The following is a 13,421-nucleotide window of genomic DNA, read 5'->3' on the forward strand; positions in this document are numbered from 1 at the left end:
CTGGCCCAGCTGTGATCGGCGTCACAGTTTCGGCCCTGAGGGTGCGTTCGTCTCAAGTATATGTCGATAACCTAATATAGGTTCCTCGAGCCGTATAGGAGGCGCGCACTATGAACGATCTATCCCACCTGTTGCGGGGCATCATCATCGCCCTGTTGTTGATGGCTCCGGCCTGGTTGCTGGCCGCAGAGCCGGCAGGCTATGTGTTGATGGCCACGGGTGAGGTGGTAGCGGTGCAGCCCGATAGTGAAGTGCGGACGCTGACGCGCAGGTCGCCGTTCTACTCCGGCGAGTCGCTTAAGACGGGTGCCGATGCCAAGGCCCAGGTGCGTTTTCGCGACGGCGCGTTGATCTCCTTGCGCCCGGATACCGAGATCCGCATCGATGATTTCCGCTATCAGGAAAGCGACGGCGGTGAGGACAAAAACATTTTCACCCTGATCAATGGCGGCTTTCGCACCATTACCGGCAAGATCGGTAAGAAGAATCCCAAGAATTATCAAATGAAGAGTTCGGTGGCCAGTATCGGCGTGCGCGGTACGAACTATGAAGTGGTGCTGGACAAGGGCCTGAATGTGGCCACCTGGCAGGGCACCATTGTGGTGGAGAACGCGGCCGGGGCCATTACACTGGGCGCGCAAGGGGTGTTCAATTTCGCCCATGTGGCCGGGCGGACTGCGAAGCCGCTGGGGCTCATGACACCGCCGCCGGTGATCGGGGAGAACCCCGAGCTGTCCACTGGCCAGGGTCCGGATGAAGGTGATACGGACCTCGAGAATGAGGAATCTGAGCCGCTCGCTAACGCCCCAGCCCCCGATGACGGCGAGCCTGTTCCGAATAGTCTGAGCCATTCAGATCCCGCTGAGCCGGCGCCGACACCGATCAGCCTGGAACAAGGCAGCTTCATTCCGGAGCCGGTGATCGATACCGGCGACCAACGCCTGCAGGGCGTGAGCCTCAGCCGTGTCGGCATTGTGCAAAAGGTGGATGCCGTCAGCGGTTTCGACTACCTGGTGGCGCCCTCGGGCGAAGATGCCAACAGCGCGCCGGTATTCGCCGATGTCGGCTTGTCGCCCGACGATCCGAATTTCTATAGCGCCGCCGCCAGCGAGGTACTGCGCCAGGGCAGCGCACCCTTGGTGGCGAGTTACGACGCCCCCGCCCTGGGCGTGAGCTGGGGCATCTGGGACGGCAATGCCCAGCCCGCCGAACTGGCCACCGACGCCAGCGATGCCAGCATCGCCACACCGATCAGTCAGCCGGTGCACTGGCTGACCGTGACCGCCAGCGACGCCACCACGGTCAGTGCCAAGACCGGCCGGTTCAGTTTCCGCAATGTGCTGGCCTTCGACGGGGTCGGCAGCGACGGTAGCGTCACCGGCCTGTATGTGGATCTGGGGGTGGATTTCGACAGCGCCAGCGTGGCCGGTGACATGCATGTCCATACCGCCAACGAGCTTTGGGATGTGGACTTGAGCGGCACCGTGAGCGCGCAGGGTTTAAGCATCAACAGCGTCAGCGGCTCGGTCAACGGCACACAGAGTGTCACCGGTGTCGCCGAGTTGATGTTTGTCGGCAGCGCGGCCGAGGCCCTGGCGGGCATGGCCTCGTTTGAGGCGGTGGGCAATGCGGCGGTCTACCTCGACAGCATGTTCCTGGTCAAAAACGATGTGCGTCTCGGCGGTCTGGTGCTGGAGCGGGCCGGCATCGTGCTGGAGTCCAACGCCCTATCTGGCGTGCATTACAGCGGCGGCCTGGCGGCCGTTGGCACGCCGGTGTTCGCCGACAACGGCCTGTTGCCCGGCGACGCCTTGTTCGATGTGGCGGCCATTACCGATGTGATCAGTCAGGGCGGGGCAACGCTCATCTCCAGCTACGATGATCCCAACTATGCCATCAGCTGGGGCATTTGGAGCGGCGCGACGCTGCAGACCGATCCTAATGACGCCACAGTGACGAGTAATCTCAGCGATCCCGTGGTGTGGATGAGTGTGTTGCCCAGCGATGATGTGGTGCTCGCCAGTCGCAGCGGCGGCGCGTATTACCACAGCGCCCCCGTCTCGCCGGCGACCCAGGGCATCAGCAACGGCGGGCTCGGCATCACCAGCCTCAATGCCGACTTGAAAGTGGATTTCGACATGGCGCAGTTCAAGGGCGCCTTGTCCCTGATGACCAATCCTTCAGACAGCTGGGATCTGAGCTTTGACGGCAACCTGGTCGGTGCGCGCCTGGAGGTGACCGCCATGAGCGGCACGTACAGCGGCGCCGGCGGCAGCGGCGCGGCCAGCGGCAATCTTTTCATGGTGCTCAGCGGCAGCACCGATCCGAACGCCATCGCCGGCGCCTTCGACCTGGAATATGCGGCCGATCCCAATTATTACGTACAGGGAAATTTCATCGCCGCGCGGGATTTACGCCTGGGTTTTAATGAGGCGCCGCTGGACCGTGTGGTGCTGGGGGCGCTCGGCAGTTCGGGGTCCAATGCCACCCTCATCGGTCGCGCCAGCGGCGGCACCAGCCCGGTGATCGGTCTGAGCAATTATTATTTTGATCCCGCCCAGCCGGCGTTTTGGTTGGAAGAGGCCAGTGACATTATCAAGCAGGGCGGCACGCCTGATCTGGTGGCAGCCCAGACCACTACCAGTTATCAGGTCGGCAGTCCCGATCCGGCCTACGAGGTGAGCTGGGGGGCCTGGAACGGCCAGGCGACGGCGCTGAACAAACAGACCGACCCGCTCGATCCCACTGTCAGCACGGCGGTGAATTCGGATCTGTTCTGGATCACTTTCATGCCGACGGCCATTGATGGCGGTACCGGGACCCCGGGTGGCAAGACCGGCCAGGTAGTGTACGACCAGACCGCGACCAACTGGGTGGCGGGCAGCACCAGTACCGGCGCGATTAATAACAGCTCGTTTTATTTTTCCGCCAATGTGGATTTCGATACCGGCAACGTGACCTCAGGCACCATGGGCTTTTCCGACGCGTCCAATACCAACTATTGGAATGCCTCCTTCACGGGCACCCTGAACGGCGCCGAGTTGCAGATCAGTTCGCCGCTGGTGTACTACAATTCGGATACCGTCAATCCCGCCGCGGCTGAGATGAAGGGCATGCTCACCGGCCCTCAGGCCGAGGGTATCGCCGGCAGTTTCGATTTTGACTATATGGCCGGCACGGCCACCGCCGAGGGCGTGTTCCTGAGCAACTGCGCCGGCAATACCGGCTGCTAGTGATTATTTTTCGCGCCGCTCATACACCCCGTCCCATTGCGGGCCGGGGGGGCGTTGTCTGAGTTCGGCGATGCGCTCCAGATAGAGTGGATAGAGGCGGCTCGCGGGCTGCTGCAGCAGCAGTCGGCGCAACAGCGCCTCGGCTTGATCCCAGTCCTGGGCGTAATACGCTGTCAGCGCCGCCTCGTGCTGTGTCAGCGTGTGCAGTAGGGCGGGTGTCGCCGCATCCCGGCTGCACAGCGGTTCGAAGACCGCCACCGCAGTGGTCTTGCCCTTCACCTTGACGCGATCGAGCTGACGAAACAGAAACGCGTCCTGTCCCGCCTTGGTGAATTCGCTGACCACCAGGCCGACGCCGTAGAACTTGGTCAGCCCCTCGATGCGTGAACCCAGATTGACGTTGTCGCCCAGCACCGTATAGGCGCGGCGGTAGCTCGATCCCATGTCGCCCACATTCATCAGGCCGCTGTTAAGGCCGATGCCGATATTGATTTCCGGATAGCCTTCCGCCGCCAGAATGGGCTTGAGCTCGGCGGTTTTTTCCAGCATTTGCAGGGCCGCGCGCAGGGCGTGTTTGGCATGCTCCGGGTCGCTCAGGGGGGCGCCCCAGAAGGCCATGATCATGTCGCCCACGTATTTGTCGATGGTGCCCTGGTGCTCGAAGATGATCTCGGTCATGTGGGTGAAGTAGCGGTTGAGCAGGCTGCGCAGGGCCTCCGGCGAGAGTTGTTCCGACAGGCCGGTAAAACCGCGGATGTCGGCGAACAGCACGGTCATCTCGCGGCTCTCGCCTTCGAAGCCGAAGCTCTCCGAGGTCTGCGACATGGCGTCCACTAACTGGGGCGGCACATACTGGCCGAACATGTTTTTCAGCTGCACCCGCTTGCGCGTTTCGTACAGTAAACCGTAGCTGATGTTGACCGCCGCTAGGGTCAGGATCAACAACAGTGGCCAGGCCACCGCCAAGGCCAGGCCCTGAGCCTGCCACAGCCAGAAGTTGCCGTAAGCCACTCCCGCCGCGGTCAGCAGGCTGGTGATGAGCAGCGGCAAGGGGGCGAGACGGGGCAGCAGCAGCGCCAGCAGCAGGCCGATGGCCAGGGTGGCCATGAGATTGGCGCCGTCGGCCCAGGCGGGCTCGTAGGGAAAATCGTTGTCGAGGATGCTGCGCACCATGTTGGCGTGCACCTCCACGCCGGGGTAGATGTTCTCCACTGGCGTGGCCACCAGGTCGGAGATGCCGACCGCAGTGGCGCCCACCAGCACGATGGTGCCCGCCAAACGGGCCGGGTCATAGTCGCCGTGCAGGATGTCGGTGGCCGAGATGTAGGGGAACTGCCCCGCCGGGCCGCGGTAGGGCACCAGGGCGAAGCCCAGGCCGTCGGTGGGAATGGTGGTGCCGCCCAGAATGATCTTTTCCACTGCATCGATGTTGCCGATGGGGGCGGTCTTGATCTCCACCTGTTCCAGGAACAGATAGAGCTTGGCCAGATTCAGCGACAAGGAGCCGTACACCTGGGTGCCGTGGCGGATCAGCATGGGGGTGCGGCGGATGATGCCGTCCGGGTCCGGCCAGGTGGTGACAAAGCCGCTGGAATAGGCGGCGTCTTGCAGCAGCGGCACGCTGGCGGTGTAGTTGGGCATGGCCTTGATGCCGGAGCGACGCACCTGTTCAGGCGTCAGGCTGAGCAGGGCCGGCGGCAGCTCGCCCAGCGGCGCGCTGTCTTCCTCGTGGAACAGATAGCCGAGCGTGACATCGCGCCCGTCCAGGCTTTCGGCCAGGCGGTGGTCGTTATCGAAATGGGGCAGCAGGGCCTCCAGGTTGCGTATCAGGGCCGCATTGTCCGGCTGATCCGCGGCGACCCGTGCCAGCACCGCTGCCGCCTTATTGCGCTCCGGCTCAGAAAAAATGATGTCGAAGCCCACCACCACGGCGCCGCCCGCGAACAGGCGTTCGGTGAGGGCGGCGATCTTGTCGCGCGGCCAGGGCCAACGGCCTTCGGCGGCCAGGCTCTTTTCGTCGATGTCGATAATCACGATGCGCCGGTCCAGGGCCGGGTCTTGCGCCAGGGCGCCATTCAGCCTGAGATCATAAGCCATTGATTCAGCGCGTTGTTTTAAGGCTTTGAGGAGGGGGATATCGGCAAACTGGGCCCAGCCGAACACGATGCTGACAGCAATGCCCAAGAGCGTCGGCAGCGATTTGGCGGTGAAAGGGTTTTGGCTCATGCGCATCTGGTCGAACGTGACGGGTTCTACACCCTTGGGTATCGGCCAAGTTTAAAAATATGTGATTGAATTCTTTGGCATATTGCAATTGAGCCCGGCGCCGCTTAGGCCTATACTGCTGATCAATCTGGCTTTTTGTGCCGAGGAGGTGCAATGGAGCGTCGCTGGAGTAGGCGCAAGCAAGTGATACAGGACGTTCTGCTACGCCGCGAAGGCCTGGGGGTGCTGCGTTGCGAAACCCGTGATATCAGCTTTGAAGGGGCCTGTATCGAGACCGGTCTGATCTCTGTGCCGGCCTCGATCGAGATCGAATTGATCTTCACCCATGATGACCAATACACCGCCGAGGTGGTGCGCATCGGCGCCCAGGTGGTGCGCGCCTATGGGCATGGTATCGGCGTCAATTTCCAACACTATTACGACGGTTCGCATCGGTTTCTGCTAAAGCTGCTCGATTAATGCTTGGGTGGTGTTGGTGCAGCAGCGCCCCGATTGAGGGCGCCCACAACACCGATGCACCAACTAAGTGCTTTTTGTGCCCGGTTGTTGCCGCTGGATTATTATAAATTGCTGATTTTATTGGTTCGCACAATATTGGTGCGGTTCTTGCTGAGAATGTCGCCACATTTATTCATGAGTCAGAGGAGCACAGATGGAAGCCTTTCAAAGCGGTAGTGACGTCTTGTTTTTGTTGATGGGGGCGGTGATGGTGCTGGCCATGCATGCCGGTTTCGCCTTTCTCGAGGTGGGCACGGTGCGGCACAAGAACCAGGTGAATGCCCTGGTCAAGATCATCGGGGATTTCGCCGTTTCCACTATCGCCTATTTCTTTATCGGCTACAGCCTCGCCTACGGCATGTCGTTTTTCGAGGCGGCACCGACGCTGACCGAAAAGAACGGCTATGAGTTGGTCAAGTTCTTCTTTTTGCTGACCTTCGCCGCGGCCATCCCGGCCATCGTCTCCGGCGGTATCGCCGAGCGCGCCCGTTTCAATCCCCAGTTGGCGGCGACCTTTCTGCTGGTGGGCTTCATCTACCCCTTTTTCGAAGGCATCACCTGGAACGGCAATTTCGGTGTCCAGGCCTGGCTTGAAAGCACATTCGGCGCCGGCTTCCACGATTTTGCCGGCTCCATCGTGGTACACGCCATGGGCGGCTGGATCGCCCTGTCCGCCGTACTGCTGCTGGGGCCGCGTCACGGTCGTTACGGCAAGGACGGGGTGATGTTCGCCCATCCGCCCTCCAGCATTCCGTTCCTGTCGCTGGGGGCCTGGATTCTGACCGTGGGTTGGTTCGGCTTCAACGTCATGTCGGCCCAATCGGTGGAAGGGGTCAGTGGATTGGTGGCGCTGAATTCGCTCATGGCCATGGCCGGCGGCGTGCTGGCGGCCCTGTTCGTGGGGCGCTACGACCCGGGGTTCGTCCATAACGGTCCCCTGGCCGGCTTGGTGGCGATTTGCGCCGGTTCTGACGTTGTCCATCCCTTGGGTGCCCTGTTCATCGGCCTGGTGGCCGGGGCGCTGTTCGTCTGGACCTTCACCCTGACCCAGAATCGTTGGAAGATCGACGATGTCTTGGGTGTCTGGCCACTGCACGGGCTGTGCGGCGTGTGGGGCGGTCTGGCGGCCGGCGTGTTCGGCGCCGAGGCGCTGGGCGGCATGGGCGGTGTCAGTTTCATGTCCCAGCTGCTCGGCACCTTGCTCGGTGTGGTGGTGGCCTTCGGCGGCGGCTTGATCGTCTACGGTGCATTGAAACAGGTAATCGGTCTGCGCCTGAGCCAGGAAGAGGAGTACGAGGGGGCCGATATCAGCATTCACAAGATCGCCGCCAATCCCAAATACGATTAGCCCGGCGCGGCGTCCAGTCCGGCTCCAAGCCCGCCGCCGGCGGGCTTGCTGGTTGTGGCGGGCAAAAAAATGCTAAAATTCGCCACCCTTTTGCGTATTGAGCACTGAGCGATGGAACAAAAGCTTTATATCAAGACCTTCGGCTGCCAGATGAATGAATACGATTCAGCCAAGATGGCCGACCTGCTGCACGAGTCGCACGGCCTTGTGCTGACCGATCAGGCCGACGCGGCGGACGTGTTGTTGCTCAATACCTGTTCCATCCGCGAAAAGGCGCAGGAGAAGGTGTTTTCCCATCTCGGTGTGTGGCGCGAGTGGAAACAGGCGCGCCCGGACCTGGTGATCGGCGTGGGCGGTTGCGTCGCCAGTCAGGAGGGCGCGGCGATTCGCAGCCGCGCGCCCTATGTGGATGTCGTATTCGGCCCCCAGACCCTGCACCGCCTGCCCGAGATGATCGACGCCGTGCGCCGCGAGCGGGCGCCCATGATCGATATCTCCTTTCCCGAAATCGAGAAATTCGATCGCCTGCCCGAGCCGCGTGCCGACGGCCCTACCGCCTTCGTCTCCATTATGGAAGGCTGCAGCAAGTATTGCAGCTTCTGTGTCGTGCCTTATACCCGCGGCGAGGAGATCAGCCGCCCCTTCGACGATGTCATCGCCGAGGTCGCCGCCCTGGCCAGGCAGGGCGTGCGCGAGGTCAATTTGCTGGGGCAGAACGTCAATGCCTATCGCGGCGTGATGCATGACGGCGAGATCGCCGACCTGGGCCTGCTGATCCACTACGTCGCCGCCGTCGACGGTATCGACCGCATCCGCTATACCACCTCGCACCCGCTGGAAATGAATGACAGTCTGATCCAGGCCTATGCCGAGGTGCCCGAGTTGGTGAGTCATCTGCACCTGCCGGTGCAGAGCGGTTCGGACCGCATTCTGGCGCAGATGAAGCGCGGCCATACGGCGTTGGAATACAAGTCCATCATTCGCCGCCTGCGGCAGGCGCGCCCCGATATCAGTATGTCATCGGACTTTATTATCGGTTTTCCCGGCGAGAGCGACGCCGATTTCGCGGCCACCCTGCAGCTCATCGAGGATGTGGGTTACGACCGCAGCTTCAGCTTCATCTACAGCGCCCGCCCCGGCACGCCGGCGGCCAATCTGCCTGACGACGTGCCCCATGCGGTGAAGCAGGCGCGCCTGGCGCGGCTGCAGGCACGCATCAATGAAATGACCATGGAAATCAGTCAGTCCATGCTGGGCACGGTGCAGAAAATCCTTGTGGAACGGCGCTCTACCAAAGACGCCGCCATGTTCGCCGGCCGCACCGAAAACAACAGGGTTGTAAATTTCGCGGCGGAGAACGATATTATAGGTAAGTTCGTCAATATTCGGATTACAGAGGCGTTGCCCAACTCGCTGCGCGGTGAATATATTGAGATGGCTGAATCAAAATCGAACGTGGCCCGCTGCGCATAGTTTGTTCGTGTCGCGTCAGACCCCCACCCATGTCAATTTCCCAGGATAAAAGGCTTCAGGCTATATATACGTTTTGAACGGACAATCCACATCCTCCGATTTTCTCCTTGAACCCGTCGATAACCAGCGCTTGGCCAATCTGTGTGGCAAGTTCGATGAACACCTGCGTCAGATGGAACAGCGCTTGGGCGTGGAGATCAATAATCGCGGCAACCTGTTCCGCATCATCGGTGACGACAAAGCCCCGGTACAAGTGGCCGAGCACTGTATTCGTGAGCTGTATGCCACCACCGACAGCGACGTGGTCACCCCCGAAGGCGTGCATCTGATGCTGCAGCAGCAGGCCGGTGATATCGAGACGGACGCGCCGCCGGCCGAGGTCAAAGGCGTGGAGACGGCGGTGGTCAAGACCCCGCGCGCCGTGATCAAGGGACGTGGCACCAACCAGCTGCGTTATCTGCATAACGTGCGCAGTCACGACGTCAATTTCGGCGTCGGCCCGGCGGGCACCGGTAAGACCTACCTGGCCGTGGCCTGCGCTATTGAGGCCCTGGAGCAGGAGCAGGTGCAGCGCATCATCCTCACCCGACCCGCCGTGGAGGCCGGTGAGCGGCTCGGCTTTTTGCCCGGCGACCTGGCGCAAAAGATCGATCCCTATCTGCGCCCCTTGTACGACGCCCTGTATGAAATGTTGGGCTTCGAGCGTGTCGCCAAGTTAATGGAGCGGCACGTCATCGAGATCGCACCGCTGGCCTATATGCGCGGCCGCACCCTCAACGACGCCTTCGTGATTTTGGACGAGGCGCAGAACACCACGCGCGAACAGATGAAGATGTTCCTTACCCGCATCGGCTTCAACTCCAAGGCCATCATCACCGGTGATGTCACCCAGGTGGACCTGCCGCGCGGTGTGCACTCCGGTCTGCGCCATGCAGTGGAGGTATTGGCCGGTGTCGACGACATCAGCTTCACCTTTTTCAAGGCCAAGGACGTGGTGCGCCATGCCCTGGTGCAGCGCATCGTGCAGGCCTATGACGCGCATGACCGTAAGCAGCCCGCTGACGGAAACCCAGAGAAAAAGAATGAACATTGACCTCGATGTTCAGTATGCCGTCAATGAAGACGACGGCGAGCCTCCCAGTCCGGGCTTGATCCGCAATTGGGTCGAGGCGGCGCTGCAGGGGCGCCGCGATGAGGCCGAGCTCACCGTGCGTATCGTCGCGCCGGATGAGATCCGTCGGCTCAATCGCGACTATCGGCACCAGGACAAGCCCACCAACGTGCTCTCCTTTCCCTTCGATCCACCCGACGGCATCGATCTGCCCTTGCTGGGTGATGTGGTGATCTGCGCCGCGGTGGTGGCGCGCGAGGCGCATGAGCAGGGCAAGAGCGAGCAGGCCCACTGGGCCCACATGGTAGTCCACGGCGTACTGCACCTGTTGGGCCATGATCATATCGAGGAAGGCGAAGCCGAGCTAATGGAAGCCCGGGAACTCGAAATATTGCAGGGCTTGGGCATTGCCAACCCCTATGCAGACACAGAGCCGCAGCAAGCGGCCGATTAAACACAGCTATCATTCACACAGGAAAAGATGACAATGAACGAAGATCGATCGAGTAGCAGCCCGACCTCCCGCTCCTGGCTCGAACGCCTGGGGCAGGTGTTGTCGGGCGAGCCCAAAGACCGTTTCGAGTTGATTGAATTATTGCGCGACGCGCAGCAACGCCAGCTGTTGGACATAGACGCCCTGGCCATGATGGAAGGCGTCATGCAGGTGTCGGAAATGCAGGTGCGCGAGATCATGATCCCGCGTGCCCAGATGGTGGTGGTGCAGCAGGACATGGCCCTAGATGAGATCCTGCCGGTGATCACCGAGTCGGGCCATTCGCGCTTCCCCGTCATCGGCGAAAACCGTGACCAGGTGGTCGGGCTGATCCTGGCCAAGGACCTGCTGCCCTATTTCATCGCCGAAAACGATGAAGACTTTTCCGTGCGCGATGTGTTGCGTCCGGCGGTGTTCGTGCCGGAAAGCAAGCGCCTTAACGTGTTGCTCAAGGATTTTCGCGCCAATCGTAATCACATGGCCGTGGTGGTGGATGAGTTCGGCGGCGCCGCCGGTCTGGTGACGATCGAGGACGTGGTGGAACAGATCGTCGGCGAAATCGCCGATGAGCACGATATTGAAGAAGACATTCACATCAAGAGGCAGAATGACAATCGTTACATCATCAAGGCGCTCACGCCGATTGAGGATTTTAATCAATACTTCGGCGCCGAATTCAGCGATGAAGAGTTCGACACCATGGGTGGGTTGGTGATGCAGGCCTTCGGCCGCATGCCGGTGCGCGGCGAGATCGTCTCGATCGATCAATATCGCTTCAAGGTGTTGAGCGCCGACAGCCGGCGCATCTATTTATTGGAAGTGAATATCGTGTCTGAGCAGCAGCACGAAATACCGCAACCCATGGCGCAGGATCAAGGCGGCTGAGTCAGTGCCGTGTACCATGGAAGGTGGGTTTAGTGTGTGGGTGTCGAGGTGTATCTGTCTGTCTCCGCTCTGCGCTGCGCGTGTCGTGGCTGAATTGTCGCTAGGCCAGTGCCTGTGAATCCACTTACGCGGGTGTTCATGCGTTTGACCCACGGCTGGCGCGGAGATCTGTTGGCCTTGGTGGCCGGCGTTGCGACCCCGTTGGCCTTCGCGCCCATCGCTTGGTGGCCGCTGGCCGTCCTCACCACGGCCGTGTTGCTGGCGGTGTGGTTGTTTTCCGCGCCGCGCCGCGCCGCCTGGCGCGGCTTTCTCTACGGTCTCGGCCTGTTCAGCGTCGGTATCAGCTGGGTCTTTATCAGTATTCATTACCACGGTTATGTGGACCTGGGGCTGGCGCTGTTGCTGACCCTGTTGCTGATCGTGGTGATGGCTATGTTCCCCCTGTTGCTGGGGGCCTTATTGGGGCGTTTGTTTCCGCAGGGCTTCGAGACCCGCGCCACACGCTACAAACTGCTGCTGGTGTTCCCCGCCGCCTGGGCCTTGATGGAGTGGACGCGTGGCTGGTTCTTGACCGGTTTCCCCTGGCTCAGTCTGGGCTATAGTCAGACCGATTCGCCGCTGGCAGGCCTGGCGCCGCTGGTGGGGGTTTACGGCGTATCCTGGGCGGTGGTGTTCAGCGCCGCACTGCTGGTGGGACTGTTGCTGGACAAGGCCGGGCGGATATTCTATAGCGCCATGCTGGTCCTGTTGTGGCTGGTGGCCGGCGTCCTCAATGACGTCGATTGGACCCGCCCCCACGGTGCGCCGCTGGATGTGGCCCTGTTGCAGGGCAATATTCCCCAAGACCTGAAATGGCATCCGGACGTGCGCCGCCCGACCATCGAGCTCTATACCGAATTGACACGCCAGCATTGGGACGCCGATCTGATCGTCTGGCCCGAGACGGCCCTGCCGGCGTTTTATTACGAAACCGAGAGCTTTCTGAACGATCTCGAGGCCGAAGCGCAACAGTATGATACGGATATGTTGATCGGCATGCTCACCCTTGATAAGGACAAGCGCCGGTACTTCAACACCATGATGAGCATCGGTACGCAGCGCGGCCAGTATCACAAAAATCATCTGGTGCCGTTTACCGAATACCTGCCGCTCAAATCCATCCTCGGCGGGCTGGTGTCCTTCATGCAGGTGCCCATGTCCGACTTCAGCAAGGGCGGCGCCGATCAGGCGCCGCTCAAGGTGGCCGATCAATACGCCGGTATCTCCATCTGTTTTGAAGACGCCTTCGGCGAAGAGATCATCAACGCCCTGCCCGAGGCGACCCTGCTGGTGAATGTCAGTAATGACGCCTGGTTCGATGATTCCTGGGCGCCGCCGCAACACCTGCAAATGGCGCGTATGCGGGCACTGGAAACCGGCCGACCCATGTTGCGTGCCACCAATACCGGCATCAGCGCCGTGATCGATGAAAAGGGCCGCATCATCGAGCGGGCGCCGCAGTTTCAAGTGGCCAGCATCAGCGCCACCATTCAGCCGCGTACAGGAATGACCGTATATGCCGTTACAGCTAACTGGCTGGTGGTTGTGGTGGCGCTATTATTGATCGGTGTATCATTTTGGCGCTTGAGGCGGGCGCCCGTTGAATAGATAACGGGGTGCTTGATGGGTATGTGGAGCGACAAGCGGAAAATAGGGTATGGCCAAAACGATCAAAATCACCCCGGAAAATAAGTGCAGTTTCTGCAAGGGTTCTATCTGTTGCACCTATGTCACGCAACAGATCGACACGCCGCGCTCCATGAAGGATTTCGATTTTATCCTGTGGCAGCTGTCGCATCGCGATGTGCAGGTCTACAAGGACGAAGATGGCTGGTTTCTGTTGTTCAATCAGCCCTGCCGCCATCTTCTGCCGGGGGGCGGTTGCGGCATCTACGAGCGGCGCCCACGCATCTGTCGTGAATATGACAATGACTTTTGCGAATACGATGTGCCGGCCCAGGAGGGCTTCGAGTTGTTCTTCGAGGATGACGCGGCCTTGGACAAGTACTGCCGCAAGCGTTTCAAGAAGTGGGACAAACGCTTCAAGAAATGGGGGGTCTAGCGCCGGCGCTTGTCATAATTCTTCGGCCTTCACTGTGCTAAGATCGAGACATT

Annotated in this window: 10 protein-coding genes; 9 read left to right on the top strand and 1 reads right to left on the bottom strand. The window is 60.8% G+C overall.

Translation table 11 applies throughout. The annotated features are described in order from the left end of the window. Positions 1 to 110 precede the first annotated feature (110 nt). Positions 111 to 3,233: a hypothetical protein gene (locus Tel_02055; protein ALP52018.1), complete on the top strand. Its 3,123-nt coding sequence runs from the start codon at positions 111 to 113 to the stop codon at positions 3,231 to 3,233. Between the two features lie 3 nt (positions 3,234 to 3,236). Here Tel_02055 and Tel_02060 read toward each other — a convergent pair whose 3' ends face one another. Continuing rightward, complete coding sequence (locus tag Tel_02060) at positions 3,237 to 5,459, bottom strand: hypothetical protein (protein ID ALP54701.1); 2,223 nt, start codon at positions 5,457 to 5,459, stop codon at positions 3,237 to 3,239. 183 nt (positions 5,460 to 5,642) lie between these two features. On the opposite strand from Tel_02060, the gene Tel_02065 reads away from it, so the two are divergent. The 8 genes from Tel_02065 (at position 5,643) to Tel_02100 (ending at position 13,368) form a co-directional block, all read left to right on the top strand. Continuing rightward, on the top strand, positions 5,643 to 5,918 hold the full coding sequence (locus Tel_02065) for a hypothetical protein (protein ALP52019.1): 276 nt from the start codon (positions 5,643 to 5,645) through the stop codon (positions 5,916 to 5,918). Between the two features lie 193 nt (positions 5,919 to 6,111). Further along, on the top strand, positions 6,112 to 7,305 hold the full coding sequence (locus tag Tel_02070; GenBank protein ID ALP52020.1) for an ammonium transporter: 1,194 nt from the start codon (positions 6,112 to 6,114) through the stop codon (positions 7,303 to 7,305). A 111-nt stretch (positions 7,306 to 7,416) separates the two neighbouring features. Beyond that, the gene (locus tag Tel_02075) at positions 7,417 to 8,778 is read left to right on the top strand and encodes a hypothetical protein (protein ID ALP52021.1); all 1,362 of its coding nucleotides are present in this window, start codon (positions 7,417 to 7,419) and stop codon (positions 8,776 to 8,778) included. Positions 8,779 to 8,851: 73 nt separating this feature from the next. Next, on the top strand, positions 8,852 to 9,871 hold the full coding sequence (locus Tel_02080) for a phosphate starvation-inducible protein PhoH (protein ID ALP52022.1): 1,020 nt from the start codon (positions 8,852 to 8,854) through the stop codon (positions 9,869 to 9,871). Then, positions 9,861 to 10,343: a hypothetical protein gene (locus Tel_02085; GenBank protein ALP52023.1), complete on the top strand. Its 483-nt coding sequence runs from the start codon at positions 9,861 to 9,863 to the stop codon at positions 10,341 to 10,343. The genes Tel_02080 and Tel_02085 overlap by 11 nt, the downstream gene beginning before the upstream one ends. Positions 10,344 to 10,376: 33 nt before the next feature. After that, positions 10,377 to 11,267 carry a magnesium/cobalt efflux protein gene (locus tag Tel_02090; protein ALP52024.1) on the top strand — a complete coding sequence of 297 codons (891 nt, stop codon included), beginning with the start codon at positions 10,377 to 10,379 and terminating at the stop codon, positions 11,265 to 11,267. Positions 11,268 to 11,399: 132 nt separating this feature from the next. Further along, the gene (locus Tel_02095; GenBank protein ALP52025.1) at positions 11,400 to 12,914 is read left to right on the top strand and encodes a hypothetical protein; all 1,515 of its coding nucleotides are present in this window, start codon (positions 11,400 to 11,402) and stop codon (positions 12,912 to 12,914) included. Between the two features lie 49 nt (positions 12,915 to 12,963). Beyond that, positions 12,964 to 13,368 (top strand): hypothetical protein, encoded by a 405-nt coding sequence (locus Tel_02100; GenBank protein ID ALP52026.1) that lies wholly within the window; start codon positions 12,964 to 12,966, stop codon positions 13,366 to 13,368. The last annotated feature ends 53 nt before the right edge of the window (positions 13,369 to 13,421 follow it).

The sequence above is a fragment of the Candidatus Tenderia electrophaga genome (genome assembly GCA_001447805.1).
Lineage (GTDB): Bacteria > Pseudomonadota > Gammaproteobacteria > Tenderiales > Tenderiaceae > Tenderia > Tenderia electrophaga.